The 20,473-nt window shown below is 42.4% G+C and carries 19 protein-coding genes; 15 read left to right on the forward strand and 4 right to left on the reverse strand.

What is annotated here, in order from left to right; translation table 11 throughout:
* Positions 1-342 precede the first annotated feature (342 nt).
* From ftsZ to LI82_RS05860, 7 genes are all read left to right on the forward strand, one after another.
* Positions 343-1,533, forward strand: a complete 1,191-nt coding sequence (gene ftsZ, locus LI82_RS05830; RefSeq protein ID WP_048194077.1) for a cell division protein FtsZ — start codon at positions 343-345, stop codon at positions 1,531-1,533.
* A 114-nt stretch (positions 1,534-1,647) separates the two neighbouring features.
* On the forward strand, positions 1,648-3,126 hold the full coding sequence (locus tag LI82_RS05835; protein WP_048194078.1) for a dihydropteroate synthase-like protein: 1,479 nt from the start codon (positions 1,648-1,650) through the stop codon (positions 3,124-3,126).
* Between the two features lie 15 nt (positions 3,127-3,141).
* Positions 3,142-3,600 (forward strand): hypothetical protein, encoded by a 459-nt coding sequence (locus tag LI82_RS05840; RefSeq protein ID WP_048194080.1) that lies wholly within the window; start codon positions 3,142-3,144, stop codon positions 3,598-3,600.
* 208 nt (positions 3,601-3,808) lie between these two features.
* A complete protein-coding gene (locus LI82_RS05845) occupies positions 3,809-4,003 on the forward strand; it encodes a TRAM domain-containing protein (RefSeq protein ID WP_048194224.1) in 195 nt (64 codons plus the stop codon).
* A gap of 254 nt (positions 4,004-4,257) precedes the next feature.
* Positions 4,258-5,448, forward strand: coding sequence for a geranylgeranyl reductase family protein (locus tag LI82_RS05850; protein WP_048194082.1), 1,191 nt, complete (start codon positions 4,258-4,260; stop codon positions 5,446-5,448).
* A complete protein-coding gene (locus LI82_RS05855; protein WP_052402759.1) occupies positions 5,445-5,804 on the forward strand; it encodes a gamma-glutamylcyclotransferase family protein in 360 nt (119 codons plus the stop codon). The genes LI82_RS05850 and LI82_RS05855 overlap by 4 nt, the downstream gene beginning before the upstream one ends.
* 11 nt (positions 5,805-5,815) lie before the next feature.
* Complete coding sequence (locus LI82_RS05860) at positions 5,816-6,436, forward strand: TatD family nuclease-associated radical SAM protein (protein WP_048194083.1); 621 nt, start codon at positions 5,816-5,818, stop codon at positions 6,434-6,436.
* 96 nt (positions 6,437-6,532) lie between these two features.
* Here LI82_RS05860 and engB read toward each other — a convergent pair whose 3' ends face one another.
* The 3 genes from engB to LI82_RS05875 all read right to left on the reverse strand — a co-directional run bounded on the left by engB (position 6,533) and on the right by LI82_RS05875 (position 10,082).
* Entirely contained in the window at positions 6,533-7,156 is a 624-nt protein-coding gene (gene engB, locus LI82_RS05865; protein WP_048194085.1) for a GTP-binding protein EngB, read from the reverse strand.
* A 66-nt stretch (positions 7,157-7,222) separates the two neighbouring features.
* Positions 7,223-8,476, reverse strand: a complete 1,254-nt coding sequence (locus tag LI82_RS05870; protein WP_048194087.1) for a hypothetical protein — start codon at positions 8,474-8,476, stop codon at positions 7,223-7,225.
* A gap of 13 nt (positions 8,477-8,489) precedes the next feature.
* On the reverse strand, positions 8,490-10,082 hold the full coding sequence (locus LI82_RS05875) for a BatD family protein (RefSeq protein ID WP_048194089.1): 1,593 nt from the start codon (positions 10,080-10,082) through the stop codon (positions 8,490-8,492).
* 285 nt (positions 10,083-10,367) lie between these two features.
* On the opposite strand from LI82_RS05875, the gene LI82_RS05880 reads away from it, so the two are divergent.
* Positions 10,368-10,688 (forward strand): transcriptional regulator, encoded by a 321-nt coding sequence (locus LI82_RS05880; RefSeq protein ID WP_081955749.1) that lies wholly within the window; start codon positions 10,368-10,370, stop codon positions 10,686-10,688.
* Positions 10,689-10,741: 53 nt separating this feature from the next.
* Here the strand turns inward: LI82_RS05880 and LI82_RS05885 are convergent, their stop codons facing one another.
* Entirely contained in the window at positions 10,742-13,036 is a 2,295-nt protein-coding gene (locus tag LI82_RS05885; RefSeq protein ID WP_048194091.1) for a sensor histidine kinase, read from the reverse strand.
* A gap of 528 nt (positions 13,037-13,564) precedes the next feature.
* Here LI82_RS05885 and LI82_RS05890 point away from each other — a divergent pair.
* The 7 genes from LI82_RS05890 to LI82_RS05920 all read left to right on the forward strand — a co-directional run bounded on the left by LI82_RS05890 (position 13,565) and on the right by LI82_RS05920 (position 20,471).
* On the forward strand, positions 13,565-14,356 hold the full coding sequence (locus LI82_RS05890; RefSeq protein ID WP_048194230.1) for a sulfide-dependent adenosine diphosphate thiazole synthase: 792 nt from the start codon (positions 13,565-13,567) through the stop codon (positions 14,354-14,356).
* Between the two features lie 216 nt (positions 14,357-14,572).
* Positions 14,573-15,742 (forward strand): cysteine desulfurase family protein, encoded by a 1,170-nt coding sequence (locus LI82_RS05895; RefSeq protein ID WP_048194093.1) that lies wholly within the window; start codon positions 14,573-14,575, stop codon positions 15,740-15,742.
* Positions 15,743-15,768: 26 nt separating this feature from the next.
* Positions 15,769-16,404: an iron-sulfur cluster assembly scaffold protein gene (locus tag LI82_RS05900; protein ID WP_048194095.1), complete on the forward strand. Its 636-nt coding sequence runs from the start codon at positions 15,769-15,771 to the stop codon at positions 16,402-16,404.
* A gap of 58 nt (positions 16,405-16,462) precedes the next feature.
* Complete coding sequence (locus LI82_RS05905) at positions 16,463-16,750, forward strand: TBP family protein (RefSeq protein WP_048194097.1); 288 nt, start codon at positions 16,463-16,465, stop codon at positions 16,748-16,750.
* A gap of 334 nt (positions 16,751-17,084) precedes the next feature.
* Entirely contained in the window at positions 17,085-17,678 is a 594-nt protein-coding gene (locus LI82_RS05910; protein WP_048194099.1) for an FmdE family protein, read from the forward strand.
* A 16-nt stretch (positions 17,679-17,694) separates the two neighbouring features.
* Complete coding sequence (locus LI82_RS05915) at positions 17,695-18,717, forward strand: 4Fe-4S binding protein (protein WP_048194100.1); 1,023 nt, start codon at positions 17,695-17,697, stop codon at positions 18,715-18,717.
* Positions 18,717-20,471, forward strand: a complete 1,755-nt coding sequence (locus LI82_RS05920) for a formylmethanofuran dehydrogenase subunit A (protein WP_048194102.1) — start codon at positions 18,717-18,719, stop codon at positions 20,469-20,471. Before LI82_RS05915 ends, LI82_RS05920 begins: the two co-directional genes overlap by 1 nt.
* Positions 20,472-20,473 lie beyond the last annotated feature (2 nt).

Genomic DNA, 20,473 nt, shown 5'->3' on the forward strand with positions numbered 1-20,473 from the left:
CGACAGTCATATTGGGACAGGTCGACAAACATTCAGGTGTATGTCATTCAGGTCTGTTTCATATGTCAGATTTAGTTCTGACAGCAAGAGAGGGTGATGTGAAGGATGTTATCGGGATTCCCGGTAGTAGTGACTCGGTCAGTGATTACTATAGACTACTTCATTTTTGCCGGAATATAACCGTTCGCTTACAACACGAGCGGCCGCAGGGATGCTTGCGGACAAGAGAGAGTATAAGCCTCCTGTCGTAATTGTAAGGGGCATAACATTGATCTAACTACAGTCAGCGTGCTTAATACACGCAAATGCAGCAGAATGCAATATCCAAGAGAGGGGATGAACGTGCAGTCTATAGTACAAGAAGCATTAAGACATACAGAGAAAGAAAAAGAGTACAGGCAATCAGTATCAGCAGACGACCAGTTCGATGGTTTCGGAATGCCCCGGATCACCATAGTTGGTTGTGGCGGTGCTGGAAACAACACCATCAACCGTTTGTACAACATCGGTATTGAAGGTGCAGAAACTATTGCTATTAACACCGATAAACAGCATCTGGATCATATCCGTGCTGACAAGAAGATCCTTGTTGGCAAGACACTCACAAGAGGTCTTGGTGCTGGCGGTTATCCTGAAGTTGGCGCAAAAGCTGCAGAGCTTGCACGTGGTACTCTTGAAGAGATCTTCAAGGAAAGTGACCTTGTTTTCGTAACAGCTGGTATGGGTGGAGGAACCGGTACTGGTGTAGCACCTGTTGTTGCAGAGATCGCAAAGGAGCAGGGAGCTATCGTAGTAGGTATGGTGTCCAGTCCGTTCAGAGTAGAGCGTGCACGTACCGTAAAGGCAGAAGAAGGTCTTGAGGACTTCCGCAGGGCAGCTGATACAGTTATCGTTCTTGACAACAACAGGCTTCTTGATTACGTTCCAAACCTGCCTATTGAGCAGGCATTCTCCGTTATGGACCAGCTTATCGCTGAGACTGTAAAAGGAATCACAGAGACTATCACACAGCCATCTCTCATTAACCTTGACTACGCAGATATCCGTGCTATCATGGGCTGCGGTGGCGTTGCTGTCATGCTTGTCGGGGACAGCAAGAACCAGGACAAGAGCAACGACGTTGTTCGCACAGCACTCAATCACCCACTCCTTGATGTTGACTACAGAGGCGCAACAGGCAGCCTTGTACACATCACAGGTGGTCCAGATCTTAGCCTGAAGGAAGCAGAAGAGATCGCAGCATCCCTTACCTATGAGCTTTCACCAAATGCAAATGTCATCTGGGGGGCACGTATCAGGGACGATTACGAAGGAAAGGTACGTGTCATGGCTATCATGACCGGTGTGCAGTCTGCACAGGTACTTGGTCCTCAGTTCCAATCAGGTATTGTTGAGAACACAAATACTAATACAAACACAAACACATCGAGGTCCTCCTCTTTTTCTCGGGTCGAACGGGGACGTCGTACCGTAGTTGAACCAATAGGTGCACAGGCATCACATGGTGGTTCAATCATCGACATAATCCAGTAAATTCATTTTTTATAGGTCGGTGTGAATTATCGCCGGTCCTATTCCACCACTTTTTTATTGATCTGCTTTTCTTCCAATAGATATTCTTTTTTACAATGCAGCTAATCTTAGGTCATGGATATTCTGGTCGCAACCGGTAAGCTCGCAGAGAAAACTGTACGTTACTCTGTAGGTTACTCTGTAGTTGATAACGCCGATGTTCTTGTTCTGGATGTTGAAGTAGCCGCATTTCTCACTCCTCACAGGCTGCTCTCTGCCTTGAAAAAGCAGCAGAAGAAGTATGATGTGATCTTTATACCGGGTCTTTGTACCGGAGATTTTTCACTTGTTGCAAAAGAATTGGGGTGCAAGGTATTCCTGGGTCCCAAACATGCTTATGATCTTAGTAGTGTGCTCCGCTTCGTCGACGAGATGGAGTTCTCACTGGAGGTTCCTGCATGTGAGCTTCTCTCCGATGTATGGAGGGATATTGCCCTGGAGACTCTTGATGAGGTAGAGGAAAAAGCTGAACCACTTATGAACCTTGAAAATGTGAAGCTTGGTGGCGGTTCTCGAATGAAAGTGATGGCCGAGGTTGTGGATGCAACCGGTCTTGATGAGGATATACTTTCAAAAAGGATAAGTTCGTTCATCAAAAAAGGCGCTGATATCATAGATCTTGGTGCATCTCTCACTGCATCTTCTGAGGATGTAAAAAGAGCTGTAAATGTGGCTCGTAAAGTGTCCACTGTTCCTATAAGTATTGACACGCTGGAGCCGGAGCTGATCAAGGCTGCACTGAATGAGGGTATTGATCTTGTGCTGAGCCTGAATTCCAGTAATATTGATGAAGTGGCACAAGAAGTTGCTCTTGCAGGTGTTGCAGTAGTCATAATTCCAGATGCCGGGGAAGGTTTTGAGAGCCTTATAAAAAACATTGATGCTGCCAGATCAGCAGGAATTAGTAATATTATCGCCGATCCTGTGCTTGATCCAATAGGGCATGGTATCTCAAGATCGATCGTAAGGTATTCCCGATTCCATGAAGAGTATCCTGATGTTCCTGTATTTTTTGGGGTTGGGAATGTAACTGAACTTATTGACGCTGATTCTGTAGGAGTCAATGCAACCCTTTGTGGAATTGCTGCAGATGTGGGTTCATGCATTTTGTTCACGCCTGAGTTCAGTGAAAAAACACGTGGTTCTATCAGTGAACTGAACACAGCAGCAAAGATGATGGCCCTTGCAAAGGAAAGGGAAAGTTCTCCAAAAGACCTGGGTCTCGATCTCCTATGCCTTAAAGAAAAACGAAGGCGTCCGGATGTTGAAGTTCCGGAAAAATATGTAATAGCGCAGAATTTTGCCGGATGGGAACTTGACCCGTTAGGTCCTTTCAGGATTGGTATAGCTGCAGATGATGATGGTGGCGTTATCGTCGCACAACATGAAAAAGCAACGATCGTGGGACAAAATGCAAGAGATATAATGGACACTATTATGAATATGAAGCTCATATCAAAGGTGGACCATGCATCTTATCTGGGATGTGAACTTGAAAAAGCTGAAATAGCTCTTCGTCTTGGAAGGAGCTATTCACAGGATGATGATCTTTGATCTTTAGGTGTTATGATGAAACTGGAAATTAACGATAAAGAAGCAATTGTTGAAATACTGGCAGCAAGGTACTTTGCAGACCAGGGCTGGAAATGGATCAGTCTCAGGCGTGATGTGGATCGGATCTACAAGAGCTTTGAAGAGCTTGAAGACCAGTATAATGCATATCCTTATATGAGCAAGGATTGGTATGTGGAGAACTCTGCATCAAAGAATATTCACTTATGCAGCAAATGGGATGAGCTCAAAACGTTTGTGGATTTCCTGAAAGCTTATTCAGAAGACTTTGATTTCCTTGTTAGCAACAATGATCGGAAGATGTTCTGCATCGCTACTTCTGATGGTCAGATCACGGATACTCAGAAGCGTGCTATTACAGAGGCGAGGAACCTTAAGTGTAATGTCTTTGTTTTCAAGGCAAATGTTCCGGATGAATTGGATTTTGAACTTTTACAGGTAGGCGGCGGTTATTAAAGATACTGTCTCCTATTGCTTTTTTAGACCAGAACCCTTATATCCCATCCATTCAATTTGATTAATGCTTTAAAGTATAACTTTTTGCTTCAAACGTAAGGTATTAGGTGGTATTTACTCAAGTATGTGCTTCTTTTCCATTATGTTTTCCAGCTTAGTTAGTCCTTTCAAGCATCACAAAAAGGATGTGAAATATTTGTTCAACAACATGGAATCAACTGCTCCAGTAGAAGCTGGCGAAACATACGACGTAACAATTGAAGATATTGCAAAGGAAGGAGACGGCATCGCAAGAGTAAGCGGTTTTGTGATCTTTGTACCTGCCACCTCCGTTGGCGACGAAGTGACCATCAAGGTCACCAAAGTAATGCGCAAGTTCGCTTTCGGTGAAGTAGCTGAGTAATTTCTCAGCTTCTTTTTTGATGTGAAGAATAGATTCATTTATTCTTTACACGACCGTTTTTTGTAAATTCTTACTTATTTCTCTGATTCTTCTAAATTTTCAAATTTCCTTATTTCCGTCATTGATTTTCCACTTACATTCCACTCACTTGCTTACTCGCTTTTTCGTTAGTTCCACATTTACACTATTATATCTTCGTTGTATGAACCGCTGAAACAGATTTATAATATATCACTCTTATAGAACACATTCCCATGACGCCTGAAACATCATATGACCTGATCATTGTCGGTGCAGGGCCTGCCGGTTCTACAGCTGCAACCTATGCAGCACAGGCAGGCGCATCCGTACTTCTCATCGATAAAAAGAAGGATATTGGTATACCACTCCAATGTGGCGGTTTCCTTCCTCGTCTTGAAACTCTGCAGGAGCTTGTTCCAAATGCTGAGCTTCCCTTTACTCTTGAGTCAATACCTTCGGAATGCATACATGCTTCAAGTAGTGTACAGCGCTTTATTGCTCCCAATGGTAATTCCAAGGAATTTGAAGTAGATGCTGATGCTATCGACAGGCGCAGGTTTGACAAGTATCTTGCAAAGGTGGCAGGCAAATCCGGTGCACAGCTCATGGCAGGTACCAATGTACTTGAGGTAAATGGCACTACTGTTAAGGTTGATGGTGTTTTCGGTGAACATACGATCCACGGTAAAGTTCTCATTGGTGCTGATGGTCCTAATTCGATCGTTGGAAAAGCAAAGGGACTTGTGCGTGATCCTGATCCAATGGGTACAGGTACGGCATTCGAATATGAGATCAGCGGTGTGGATGTTGACCGGGATGCTGTGGAGATGTACTTTGGAAAAGATTATGTTCCCGGTGGCTATGCCTGGGTTATCTCCCAGGGAGGCGATACTGCTAATATTGGTGTAGGTATAAGGGAAGTCCTTTTCAGGAATGGTATGTCTGCAAGGGATTATCTTGAAAGGTTTATGTATGAGCACCCGATTGCCAGTAAAAAGCTGACTGGCGGTTCTATAATTTCCGTTGTTTCCGGGCTTGTGCCTGTTGGTGGTGCTCCAAAAGTGACTGCTACCAAGGATACACTTGTTGCCGGTGATGCTGCCGGCCATATCATCGCTACCAATGGTGGCGGTATATCCACTGCAATGGTTGGCGGAAAGATCGCTGGCCAGACTGCCGTTGATTCTCTTGAAGGTAAATGCAAGCTGACAGATTATGATGAGCGCTGGAGAAAAGAGATGGGACTTGAGATCAAGACCGCAGTCTATGTGAGAAAGCTAATGGATAATCTCATGCGCTCCGATTCAATGATGTCTGCAGCGATAAAGATGATCGATCCTGAGCACATGAAGGCATTACAGTGCGGTCAGTTACCTGATGCGGTCAGGAAAGGCCTCATCAAGATGAACTTTGGGATAAAATGAGCCTTTTATTTGTTTACGGGACTTTAAAAACTGGATATCGTAACCATCATCTACTTGGAGATTCTGTTCTTGTATCTGAGGTCTGTACAAAAGCGAGATTTCGTATGTTGGACATGCAGGATTTTCCCGGTGTGGTGATGGGTGATCCCCTATCAAGGATTTGTGGCGAGCTTTTTGTTGTGGATGATGAAACATTGGATTCCATAGATGATCTTGAAGGCAAATGGTTCTTCAGGGAAGAAGTATTGTTGGATAATGGTTCTAAAGCAGGAATGTATTTCCTTTCACCGGATGTTCAACATGAAAGATACTCTGTAATAGATTCAGGTCTCTGGAATAATAATGATGAAAATTGAAGAGGGTGCAAATGACAGAAGACGAATTTGATGGATCTCTCGCTAATGTTGGTACTATTTGCTATGAAGCACATGGTAACCTGTATCTTAATATAACCAATAGGTGCAGCGCAAGTTGTGTTTTCTGCATACGCGATGGCTCTGATGGTGTTTACGGTTACGACCTTCGCCTCAAAAAAGAGCCTTCTGTCGAAGATATACTGGGTAAGCTGGGGTCGATCGATCTGAGTAAATACCGGGAAGTGGTATTTACAGGGTTTGGCGAGGCAACGCTTCGTTTTGATGTCCTGCTGGAGGTCACTCACTGGCTCAAGGGACGTGGCGTAAAGATAAGGCTTGATACCAATGGCCATGCCCAGTTGCTTTATCCTGAAAGGAATGTTGTGGCTGAGTTGAAAGAAGCAGGTCTTGATGAGGTGTCTGTGAGCCTTAATGCAGAATCCGAAAGTAAATATAATGAGTTGTGCAGACCTGCTTTTGAGGGTTCCTATAATGCTATGCTGGATTTCACAAGAGATGCCATTGCAGCGGGAATTCTAACTCGTATGACAGTTGTGGGTTTCAATGACATCGATATTGAAAAATGTGAAAAGGTAGCACTTGATATTGGTGCTGCTTTCCATGTAAGGTAAAAAATGAAGGGTGCGGAGTAAGTAATTAAGTACGTAAGTTGTAGGCAAACTAAATTATAGGCAAATGAGGTTAAATTTCATTTACCTATAGTTGTCTCAGATATATTTGAAAAGGTCATCTCTCTTAATATCGTGAAGTCGCTTTCTGATTAGTCCTTTAAGTGTTTTGATGTCTCCTTTTTTTGCACTTGTTGGTGCAATTATGTAATTCCACTGGTCCCAAGGAGGAGTCAGGCCAAGCTTTTCAACGATGCCATCAAGTCTCTCTTGCTGTTCTACGTCCTTTATTCGATCCATCTTGTTTATGGCGACAATGGTATCAAATCCAAGTTCATTGAATAGATCGAACATTTCGATGTCTATAGGTATCTGATTGCGGCTTTCCCAGCGTTCGACCACATCTATAAATGAAACTGCGTCAGTGACAAGGACTGCTATCTTTATTCTGTCAGCATTATCCTCTATGTAACGTACGATCTGGTCCTTCACGATGTCCTGCTTTCGGTCTTTCACACCGCTCATGAACCCGAATCCGGGAAGATCCGTAATTAACAGATCAGAACGCAGGCTATGGGCGGGTTTTAATGTAACTCCCGGACGTTTGCCGATTTTCACTTTTTTACCCGTAAGCTCTCGTATGATGGATGATTTTCCAACATTTGATCTTCCCGAGAGTATTATCTCGAATTTAGCTTTTTCAAATCCTTGTTCTTTTTTCATGTCTCATTCCTGTAGCCTAAACTATTGGGAGGGCTAAAAAGATTTCGTTCTATATAAGATGAGTTCTCACTTGTGTTCAAGCGCTTCATTGATTATTCTCATCGTGTTATCGAGGATGTCCTTTACAGATCGGATTCTTCCGAATGAAGGGTATTCAGTGTCCTCTCCATCATTTTCTTCAGTTGGAGTTCCAGAAACTTCCGTATTCTGATCATCTTCTGGGATTTCGATGGGTTCTGGTAAATCTTCCTCTTCTTCAAGTAAGTAGAATTTTTTTGTTTTGAAAATGTCAGAATATCCTTTTGAATCTGAGAAGTATACTTTAGCCGAAGGCACTATTGGGTTTCCTTCAATATCTTCGATCCTTATAGAATATTCCAGGGTTTTTATTTTATCGGGGAAGATGACCATTTCAGTTGCGATCTTTCCTTGCATGACAACTGAGTTTGGTAACATCTCATCATTGATCTCTACATATGCTGCACGATTGCCTTCATTCTTCACTTTTATAGTGATATCATAAAGTTGTGGGTTATTTCCATCAACTTTGGCTGTCTTTGTAGCATTGATGTATGGTCCGTATACAACTAGTTCCGTTGAGTTGGTGTATTGGTAGTACTTTATCCCATTGTCTATGATTTCGATCTCAGTAGGTGGGATGGTGTAGTTCCCGGGACGTAATGCTTTGACAGAATATTGGATCGTGTTCTTTGAATATGGACTTATATTGACCGTTTGATCCACATTGATATCAGGGTCCATTAATATGTTTTCAGGTAATGTTTCGTTTATTAGAACGCTCTGGAATTCCAGATTCCGAAGATTGTTGATCTGGATTGTAATAAAGACCCTTTCATCAATGTAGGTATCTTTAGATCTGGTCTTGGTGACAAAGATGGTGTTGTTGATCCAGCTATCGATATCTTTTTCTGTAACATTAAATGTGGAAACTCCTATCTTTGTGTAGGGAGCTGGAATATCAATTCCCGTAACGACCTCAAAAGCAGTTATGTTCAACCTTTCCCCAAAGATCTTAGTGTTGGGTATCTGGCTGTTGTTGACCGAGAGCAGTGCACTCCATTCTTCCGAGTCATCGGAGTTAATGGTAAGCATTACGTAATCGGTTTCAATATCGAAAGGTCTTGCCTTTGAGAAATCATTTGCCTTGATCAAAAAGCCATCTACCTCGATACTATCTCCCCAGTAAAGGGTATGGTTGACCGTCTCGTTCCAGTTAGTATTCTCATCGGAAGAGGCGATGGCTGTATTTGCACATAGGGCTATGGCAAATAAAACGATCAGGCAGACTTTAATTCTCATACGCATGATCTATTTATTTTCTCCTTCTTATTGCCAGATATACGCCTGCAAGTGCAGTAATTGCGAAGATCGATTCGAAACCAGGTTCCACAACCTCTTCATTTGATTCAGTTCCTGGTTGTGAACTGTCACCGTTTGATGGATTACTTGTACTTGATGAAGTTGAGGTCTCTTTAGGTTCAGGAATTTCTACCGTTATCTCAGGCATGTTAGATATTTTTTCACCTTTGTAGCTTTCCATATCGATAAAAGTTGCAGTTGCAGGTGAAAGTTTGAATGTTCCTTCATCATTCATCTTCAGAATGTATGAATAGCTTCCGGATTCACCTTTTCCCAGTACTTTATCAAAGGATGTATCACCACTGACAAAAGTTGAACCTTCGGGGAAATCAGTGGATGACACTCTTGTGCTTGCATCCCTGTTACCTTCGTTCTTAGTGGTCACAGTAACTTTAACCTCGGTCCCAGGTTCTACTTTTGTTTTATCCATTTTCTGGGACAGGGTGATGTAAGGTCCATTGATCTCGATCTTTGGATCTTCTGATTCATATGTATAGGTTTTACCGTTAGAGGCTGTATATGTTGCAACTGCTTCAGGTGATGTGTATTTCCCTGGTTTAATGGGTTTCAGTGCATAGGAGAAAACTTCAATGGTTTCTCCGGGCTTGAATGATACTGTCTTTTCAAGTGTTACACTGTCTTTAAGTTCCATACTGGAAAGTACAGTGTCTTTTATTGTAACTGAGTTCATGCTGTAAATGCCATAATTGCGGACCGCTACCGAAACATATGCTGTCTCATCCATATAGAGTTCTTCAATAATTGATTTTGTAAGTATTAGTTCAGCCTTTGGCATTACGGTTATTTCCTTTTTCTCACTGTCTTCGTGGATGTCGCCATTGATGTCTTTAGCTCGTACAGTCACTTCAATATCAAGATCGGTTTCTTCCCAAAGGTGGGGCACCTCAAAGTCGACCTCTATGATTTCAGATGTTTCATCTTTAGCTAATGTGGTTATGTGGGTCTTGAGATCTCCATCGGCCAGTTCCATTCCTGCAGGATCAACGATGACCTCAACATCTTCTGCTTTTGCATATCCTTTATTTTTTACAGTGATGGTAGTTACCACTTCTTTTGGATTGCTCGGGGATCTAGGGTCATATTCGTTCTTTTCAGTCTTGATATCAATATCGAAGTCAGGAACACCTCTTCTGTATACTTCAACTTTCACAGTAGGATCTTCCATGTTGCCGGTCCATTGATCGACATTGGTCTTTATTTCCTTGATGAAGAGTTTTATATCCTGTCCATTCTCTTCATCCCTGTATTCCCAGCTGTCAGCCAAGCCGAGGGAGGCAATATCTTTGATCTGTCCATCCTTCGAAAGGGATAAGGACACAAACCCATCACTTGAGAAGTCCTCTGCTTTGATTACATATGTGTCATAAGAATCATCTTTTGCTTCCCCATTTTCAAAATTATGTCCCCATTGAAGAGTTTTTGTTTCTGTAGATTTCCATTCGATATCATCAAGCGTGTACGCAGACGCTGTAACTGATAATACACAAAGCACCATTAGTAGTACGATCAAAGCTTTCCTGAACATGGGACCCCTCTTTTAAGTATTGATATTATGATCTATAATTTTCATTTATTAATTGACAATATATAATATCATATTTTATTTAACTCTTATACCTATAATGTATTTACATAAAATTAAATACTTCCAGATTAATCAATCTTTACAAACATCTTTTATTTATATTATTCACCCTCTAGAATTTCACAATAGTGAATACATATATATGTTACGAAGCCATATGCTATGAAAGCTATATGGTATAGCTATATAGTATATAATGTACTATAGCATCTCGTAAGTGATATTATGAATCTGGAAACTCCCTGTCAGGCAGTTGTATGGGATATCCTCCCGGCTATCCGTGCAGCTCTTGCAATGGAACTTGTAAAGAACGGGATCGCACAGAAAGAAGTTGCAAAGATGTTTGGAATGGCTCCTTCTGCCGTGTCTCAATACATGACAAAAAAACGAGGCTATCGTATAGAATTTGATGAAGATGTGAAAGAGTCGATATCTCGTCTTGCTCTTGAGATACAGGAGGGTAAGGTGGATAATGTCTCTGCAAAGATCTGTGAGATCTGCAGGTATTTAAGAAGAGGTGAGGGTGCCTGCCCTGTGGAAGATTGACCTGTTCTTCCTCTCTGGAAATGTTCGAAAACGAATCTGTTCTGTTTCCTCTTTTATTCTTCATTCTGTTCTTTTTCTGAAACTTTCATCTCATCAATTGGTATGGTGAAGGTGAATGTACTTCCAGCTTCTTTTTTGCTTTTTACCTCTATATTGCCGCCATGTAGTTCTACAAAGGTTTTGACAAGAACAAGTCCAAGTCCGGTTCCCTGGTAATTTCTGGAATTATCTGATTCGATCTGCTTGAATGGCTGGAATATCTTTTCAATATTTTCCTGAGCAATTCCAATACCTGTGTCAGTAACACTGATTTTCAGTTGATTGTCAACACAGGTTACTATCAGGTGAACTTCTCCTTTTTCATCTGTAAATTTAATCGCATTACTTAGAAGATTGTAGAGGATCTGCTTGAATTTTGTTTTGTCTGCATTTATGGTGGATATGCCCTCTTCAATATTTATCGCAAGCTTGATAGCCTTTTTTTGTGCAAGAGGTTTTATGATTGTTACAACATTTGTGACGATCTCTCTCACATAAAATACCTCATAATGGATATCCATTTTTCCGGCTTCGACTTTTGAAAGATCAAGTATGTCATTAATAAGGTTTAGAAGATGCTTTCCACTATTCAATACATTATAAATGTATTTTTCCTGCTTTTCATTAATTGGACCTGCAATATTTTCGAGAAGTATGTCTGAAAAACCAATTATTGAATTAAGTGGTGTCCTGAGTTCGTGACTCATGTTTGCAAGGAACTTGCTCTTTGTTTGATTAGAGGCTTCTGCTGCTATTTTTGCATTAATTATCTGGTCTTCGGCATTCTTTCTTTCCGTTATATCAACGATAATTCCCTGCATGTAATTTAGATTATTATTTTTGTCAATTTGTAAGAGTGTCTGTTCTTCAACCCAACGAATTTCTCCTGATCTTGTTATTATCCGATACTGGCTAAAATGTGGGGTTCTTTTTGTAATACTCTCTGAAAGTATGTCTTCTACGCGTTCAAGATCATCAGGGTGGATGATGTCTGCATAATTTATTTTTTTTGATATGAAATCATCAGCAACATAACCAAATAGTGCTATGTTCCCGGATACAAGTTCTACTGGCCATCCTTTTTTATTCTTCCATTTAAAGACAGTTACAGGACTGTGGTCTATTATATCAGCCATTTCTTCATTAAGTTCGCTTGATCTTTGGAGATTATCGAGCAGGTGGTTTAATCCGACTGTAAATTCTCTAAAATCAATGTCAATCTCAGTATTTGCTCTGGCATCAAAGTTTCCGGTTAAAGCAGAATCTGAAATCTCTTTAAAGTCATTAACAATATTTTCTATATTTTTGCTCACAGTTTTTGCTGTAAGGGACGCAACCAGTCCCATGAGCAATATTGCGATCATCAATATTGTAATTAATTCATTCTTAAGGTCTATAACTCCTTTGAACATATCATCTTTCGGAACTACAAGTATGAATGAATACTTTCCTTCTTTTGTAGGTTCATAGAATGCGATAACCTGCTTTCCTGTACTCGGATCTACTGTTTCGATGTGACCACTTTTTCCTTCTTTGATGTCATCTGCCATCATAGTGATATCATCATTGAATTCGTAAAGTGTTTTTTCACCGATCCATTCTTTTTTGGTTGGATGTGAAAGGATAAGACCCTCGTTGCTGCTAAGTATGGCATATCCGCTCTGGAATGCTGTAATGTTACTTACAATGCTGTCCATGCCATTGAGAGTTACATCGACACCCCCAATTCCAATGAATTGTCCGTCACGGAATATCGGTGTTGAGTGACTGATGATTATTTTTTCTGAATACCAATATGGCTCCGTTAGTACGTAATTTCCTGTATGCTTTGGTAATTTGTAGTAATCAAGTTCTTCATAGTTCTGTAAAGGATCAAGGCTTATATTACCATCCAGCTTATTCCAGTATGGGATATACCTGCCAGTTGAATCATGGCCTGATGTATTTGCATATTCCATGTCTCTCCCATCATATGCATTGGGTTCAAAACAGACGTATGTCCCAACAAGCTCCGGATTTTTTATAAGTATCTCCTCCAGGAGCTTGTTTGCTTCCTCCCGATCGCAGATAAGGCTACCGGAGATTGTGTCTGCAATGATTTTTGAAAATGCATGATATTTCATTTGATCTGCATTGAATTCGTTTGCATGCTTGCGGGCAATTTCTATGGATTGCTGGTATGCAAGTTCTTCATGCTGGGATAATGTTGTTGAGATTATTAGCAAAGCTGATGCTATAAAAATTAAAAAGGTTCCTGCAACAATATAAAATGTAAGTTTCTTTCTTAATGAAATTTCTTTTAGATCCATTCAAAAACTCCATCTTTTCTAAAAACAGGATCAAATATTTTGATTTATTGCTAATTATATTATTGTAATTGAAATGATGTTAACATATATTATGCTACATAAATGTATGGAAGTGACCCGACTATCGATATTAAATTTTGCTAAAATTTCCTACATTTGGCTATGCTCTTATGCAAAAACGATTTATCTATTACTTATTGATTATATTTTAAAGTATTTGAAACCAATCTCTCTTTATGGGCGCTGTAAATATTTTACGCTGTCTGCTTCTTTAATTTGCTTACAACATAATCTATATATATAATAAATACAATTCACGATTGTGATTTCACAATAGTGAATCGGTAACAATTTGCTGGATGGCAGAGTGTTTATGTGTCTGACTGCAGATCGGAGTACGTAAATTCGATTCTCACTCCGGCCTTTCAAATAAGATGTAAGGCAAAATGTCTGGCTCTTTTTATGAACCGGCTCAAAATTGCACTTTCTGGCAACTTACAGATCATCTCTATTAAAATGGGTGAAGATATGAATCAATTCGCACAAGCAACTGAAAAAGATATTACGCGTTCGATAGTTGAAGAATTTCTTGGAGATTTCCTTAATCACATAGAAAGTGATGTGATCATCGTTGGCGGAGGGCCAAGTGGTCTTGTGGCAGCAAGGGATCTTGCTTCCAAAGGCCTAAAGACAGTTGTGCTTGAAAGCAACAATTACTTTGGTGGCGGCTTTTGGTTAGGTGGCTACCTGATGAACAAGGTTACAGTAAGAGCGCCTGCACAGAGGATTTTTGATCAGCTTGGTGTTCCTTACAAGGAAGTACCTGATATAAAGGAAGGTCTCTATGTTGCAGATGCACCTTCTGCCTGTTCCAAGTTGATCTCAGCTGCCTGTGATGCAGGTGCTTTCATGCTGAACATGAACAAGTTCGATGATGTTGTTCTCAGGGATGGACGTGTTTGCGGTGCTGTTACCAACTGGACACCTGTCTCAGCATTACCACGTGCCATAACCTGTGTGGATCCTGTGGCTATCGAGACTAAATGTGTTATTGATGCAACAGGACACGATGCGGTCGTGGCCAACTCCCTTGCAAAACGTGGTCTGGTAGACCTTGAAGGCTTCTTAGGAATGGATGTTGATAATTCCGAAGATGCTGTGGTGAACAACACTTCAGAGCTTTACCCGGGACTCGTAGTTACAGGAATGGCCGCAGCTACATGTTTTGGTCTTTCCAGAATGGGTCCTACCTTTGGTGGCATGTTGGAATCCGGTGTAAAAGCTGCAAAGATCGCTGAAGAGATCGTAAGGTCCAGATAATATCTTATGGATAGGCAGTTTATGCTGTTCTATCCTCCCCTCTATTATTTTATGATGTAATTTTACAGTAAATGGTTAACGCTTTATACAGTTGCCAATATAATCTCTGTATATCATTTAATCTCTGCTAAGGCTGTTTGTGGCAGTCATCGATGGTGTCTTGAGCAGAGCAATTTCACATTAGTATATTTATTTGATCAAAGGAGTGTTTGCCAGATGTTCGACAAAACCGTATATCTTGATAATGCTGCCAGTACTCGATTGGATGAGAGGGTACTTGAAGCAATGAATCCGTATTTTTTTGATACTTATGCAGTTGCTACTTCCGAATTTGGTTATTCAATGGGAATTGAATCCAAGGAGGGGCTTGAAAGGTCCCGGAAAGTGATTGCCTCGGCCCTTGGTGGGGATGCCAGCGAGATAGTGTTCACTTCGGGAAGCACTGAATCAAGCAACATGGCAATAAAGGGGGTCCTTTCTGCATTGAAGGGCAAGAAGGATGATCACCTGATCGTTTCCCGGCTGGAAGACTTTGATGTTCTGAACACTGCAAAAATACTTGAGAAACAGGGTTACAAGGTTGATTTCATAGAAGTTGACAGTGAGGGTGTCCTCGACCTTGATATGCTTAAGGCAGCGATCACTCCTCAGACTGCCCTGGTCTCTATCCAGCATGCTAACCAGGAGATTGGCACCCTGCAGGATATCAAGGCTATTGCAGAGGTATGTAAGGAAAAGGAAGTGCTGTTGCATACCGATGCAACTCACAGTTTCACAAGGGTCCCTCTCGATGTGAGCCAGGTTTCTGTTGACCTTGTTACGGTATCAGCACATACTATTCATGGCCCACGTGGGGTTGGAGCCCTGTATATAAGAGAGGGTACTCCTATCAACAAATGGATGGACGGAGGCTTCCAGGAGTCTGACCGGCGTGCAGGTATTGAGAACATCCCTGGTGCCGTAGGTTTTGCAAAGGCTGTTGAACTGGTAACTCCTGAGGAGAACGAACAGCTTAAAGCAATGAGGGATCACATTATTGAGAGAATAAGTGCTGAGATACCCAGTGTCACGCTTAATGGTAGTGCTACAAGCAGATTGCCACAGAATGCTAACCTTACTTTCCACTATGTTGAAGGTGAATCCATTACGTTGCATCTGGATATGATGGGATTCGCAGTGAGTACCGGTTCGGCATGTTTCAGTCGCTCCCTTGAGGCAAGCCACGTTATACTTGGTATAGGGGGTGACCACGAGCGGGCCCATGGTTCATTGCGTTTCAGCTTTGGAAGGTTCAACACCATGGAAGATGCAGATTCTATTATTGATGCGTTGAAGGAAGTTGTTGTTAATCTAAGGGCTATCAGCCCGCTGTCAGAAGATAATTAAATCGATCGGAACAGGAGAGTGGTATTATGCAATTCCCATATAGTAAAGAGGTACTTGAGCATTTCAAAAATCCGCATAATGTGGGCAAGATGGAAGATCCGGATGGAAAGGGTCTCGAAGGCAGTGCAGCATGTGGGGATATGGTTGCTGTTTATTTGAAAGTGAATCCTGATACCCTCATAATTGAGGATATCTCATTCGAATCATACGGTTGTGCATCCAACATTGCCACAGCTTCCATCATTACTGATCTTGCAAAAGGCAAGACCCTTGAAGAGGCCAAGAAGATCACATGGAAGCAAGCTGCAGAAGCACTTGGCGGACTTCCTGCGGTAAAGGCACACTGTTCTGTTCTGGCAGTGGAAGGTCTTAGGTCAGCTATCCGTGATTACGAGGAAAAGCATGGAATGGTCGTGGAGAAAGAGCCCACTGACGAGGAAGTTGTCAAAAGGCGCCTGAAGCATGTGATGAACCCGATAAAAGGTCTGGATATCATCAGGACCGAACTTGTGATGAAGATCGCGGTCGATGAAGGTAATGTACGTGTAGTGCTTGACCTACCTTCCACTCACCAGTTCGCAGCTGCAATAAAAGAGGACATCACTGAGAAACTTGAATCTCTCTGGGATGTTGAAAGTGTCACGGTGGATTTCATCTCCTGATACTTTCTTTTTGACTTTTTTATTTTCAATTTAAACTTTTAAAAAGGGTTTTGGTACTATGGAAATTAGGTCTATTACTCCCTGTAAAAGCGGTCCGGATATTCAGCATGTTATAGCGCAGCTTGATAATGAGATTGATATCTCAAAGGCATGTGAAGCTCTAAAAACAGAAGAAGGGAATTTGATCAAATTCTTGCGTTGTTCTGAGGAACTTGGAGCCATCCGTTTCACTTCCGGTGCTATGATGGTTCTTGTTTATAAGAGTGGCAAAATCACTGTAAGGCATGCTGCGAGTGAGGAAGTTGCAAAGGGGCTGCTGGATAGGATAGCTGAGCTTGTGGAATGAGTTGTCGTTGTCTTTGTTGTTGTCGTTGTCTTTGTTGTTGTCGTTGTCTTTGTTGCTGCTGTTGCTGCTGTTGTTGTTGGAAGAACCGTATTGATTATCCTTTTGAAAACTCGTCTTTTCTATTTTTGTTTACTTTTTCAGATCTATCTATATAAGCTACTTATTTGCTTCAGACCTGAGTATTTAACCACCCCTGCCACGTTTTTACCGGCAACGATAAACTATATATAATTTTCACCGGTATGTTCCTTAGCATTACAGGCGGTTATGTTAAACACCGTTTAAAGGATCCGGCCGATCCGATGCTATACTTTCACATTCAAGAGGTCTTCATATGGATGACGAAATGGATAATATTCTCAAACAGATTAAAGAACAAGATCCAGAGCTATTTTTACAGGTGGAGAAGATCATTCCTTTCCACGGCTACTTGAGCACAGGGGCACTTATTGGCCTGCAGATGCTCAATATGTCAAAGAGACTCCTTGATGTTAAGGAAGGTGAGCGTATCTACGCTACAGCAGAGACATACAACTGTGTTCCTGATCCTTTCCAGATCCTTGAGGGTGCTACCACCGGAAACAAGGGATTAAAGGTAAAGGATTACGGGAAGATGGCTGTTACTGTCAACAAGCGTGGTGCACCGGGTGAGAAAACGATGCCAGCTGTCAGAATCTATCTTGATCCTGAAAAAACAAAGGCATACCCCAAGCTTCATGCATGGTACATGAATACTGAGAAAGTGCGCCATGAAGTGGTTGTTCCGATAGTCCTTGAAGCCGGAGAGAATATTTATTCTTATTCTTTTACAGAGATCGAAGTACCGATCAAGAAACGCAAGCAAGTAAAGCTTTGTGACAAGTGTGGAGATAGCTTTGTCTGGTACGAAGGCGAAGCAATTTGTGAAGCATGCAGACATGAGCAATAATTACGGAGTAGATTAGATGAACGAAATAGTGGTTTCGACAAAAGATAACAAGCAAGTGGTCTACATGCCACACAAGTGCATTGGTTGTGGAACCTGTACAATGGTCTGTCCAAAGGACACCCTGATCATAGGTTCTGTTGGACCGGTTGCCAGGGGACTTATCAACAAGGATTTCCTGGACATAAGAGACAACTGCATTACATGCGGAATGTGTACTAAGATATGTCCAACCGGTGCTCTTGAGATGAGGGAAGATGGAAAGGCTGTGTGCGGCGAGAACTATTTGTGCAGCACCATTGCACCAACAACCGTGAACGATGACTGTGTACACTGTGGTCTTTGTGAACAGATCTGTCCACAGGGCGCTATAGAGGTCCAGCAGTGGCTTTCAAATGACAACGATGCACGCATAGATGGTAAGACAATCATCGACAACGAAGAATGTGTGCACTGTGGATGGTGTGGTGAAGTTTGTCCAACAGATGCTATCGCTGTCCAGAAGCCTTTTGCAGGCACCTGGGTACGCGATGAGGATGTCTGCCAGGCATGCCGCACATGTGTGGATGTATGTCCATGCAATGCACTGTTCAACCCTGAATGGGATATTGGTGAGAGGGTAGACAAGGTCGCACAGCGTCCGGATGCATGTCTCTACTGTGGTGCATGTGCAGTCGCATGTCCTGTAGATGCTATCGATGTACAGAAGACCGCGATCCTTACAGATATGGAAAAGAAGACTGTTTTCGAGAAGAAGCTTCTCAACAAGCCATCAGCAACACCTGTCCTGACATCTGTGCTTAAGACCGACGAAGATGCCTGCCTTGGCTGTGGTAACTGTGTTATCGTATGTCCTGTCAATGCAAACTCCTCAAAGTTCATCGCAGCTGGTGCGCTCAACGATGTTGATGAGAAACCATTACTTGAGGTAAGGAACGGTAGCGTCAAGGTCATCGACCAGGAAGCATGTGGTTCATGTGGTGCCTGTGCAATGATCTGCCCGACATCCGCAATATGGCTTGAGAAGAGAGAGGTGGAATAATGGCTGGAACTATTGTAATTAAAAATGGATCTGTTTATGACCCGCTCAACGAAGTAAATGGTGATAAGCAGGATATTTTCATCAAGAACGGCAAGGTCGTATCTGAACTTTCAGATGCTGATATGAAAGACGCTAAGGTCATCGATGCAACAGGCAAGACCGTAATGCCTGGTGGTGTTGACTCTCACTCACACATTGCAGGTGCAAAGGTCAATGTCGGTAGGATGATGCGTCCTGAGGATGGTTACAAGGCAACCATGACAAAGACAGATATTACACACTCCGGATCAGGAGAGACTGTACCATCTGTTTACATGGAAGGATACGAATACTCACAGATGGGTTACACAACCGTCTTCGAGGCAGCTGTTCCTCCAATGGAAGCACGTCATACACACGAAGAGATGCGCTCTATCCCAATGCTCGATATGGGTGGATACCTTGTTCTTGGTAACAACTGGTTCATGATGCGCTACCTCAAGGAAGGCGACATCGACAAGGCAGCAGCATACGTTTCATGGATGATGAAGACCCACAAGACCTATGGTATCAAATGTGTAAATCCAGCTGGTGTTGAGAACTGGGGATGGGGTAAGAACGTATCTTCCCTTGATGAAGCAAACATCCACTTCGAGGTAACTCCAAGAGAGATGATCGACGGACTTACTGAGGTCAATGAGATGCTCGGTATGCCAATGTCAATGCACCTTCACGCAAACAACCTTGGTCATCCAGGAAACTTTGAGACAACAAAAGAATCCTTGAAAATGTCCAAAAATGTGAAAGCAAAGCAGGACATGGGTGTCGAATGGGCAGAGACAAAACTCGACCCAAGCAGGGATCAGTCCGTGTACCTCACACACATGATGTTCAACGCATTTGGCGGTACATCCTGGCGTGACTTCGAGTCCGGTGTCAAACCTCTTACTGATTACATCAACAGCACAGACCACATTGTAATTGACAGTGGTTGTGTACCATTCGGTGAAGCAACATGTATGACCGGTGATGGTCCTTCCATCCACGATCTCTCAGTGCTTACCGGTGGCAAATGGTCAAACACAGATGTTGAACTCGAATGTGGTTCAGGTGTCTGTCCATTCACATACCTTAAGAGCAACCCTGTTCACAGTACCCAGTGGGCAATGGGTCTTGAATGCCTCCTCCTGATCGATGATCCATGGAAGGCTATCATGACAACCGACAGTCCAAACGGTGGACCGTTCACCAAATACCCACTTGTTATGAGCTGGTTGATGTCCGAGAAGTTCAGGGACCAGACATTCAGTGAATGCCACCCATGGGCAAATGACAGAAGCACACTCGGTGGGGTCGACAGGGAAATGTCCCTTTACGATATTGCTATCATGACCCGTGCCAACACAGCAAAGACGATCGGTATGGCACACAGGAAGGGTAGCTTCGGTATCGGCGCAGATGGTGATGTTACTATCTACGATATTGACCCAAGCAAGATCGACACAAGGGAATACTCTGATCTGATCAACAAGTTCAGCACCGCTGAATATACCGTTAAGGACGGACAGATCGTCTGCCACAACGGTGAGATCACCATGATCCCTGATAAGAGGACCTACTACACCGATGCGAGTGTTCCGGACGCAAACGAGAAGGAAATGCTCAAGGATGTGCAGGAATGGTTCAGGTATTATTCACACGGTTTCAACCACTATCCAACACCAGAGAGCTACCTCGTGAACCCAACAGCGATCAAGGTAAACACGGAGCAGTGATA

It is taken from the genome of Methanococcoides methylutens (assembly GCF_000765475.1).
Taxonomy (GTDB): domain Archaea; phylum Halobacteriota; class Methanosarcinia; order Methanosarcinales; family Methanosarcinaceae; genus Methanococcoides; species Methanococcoides methylutens.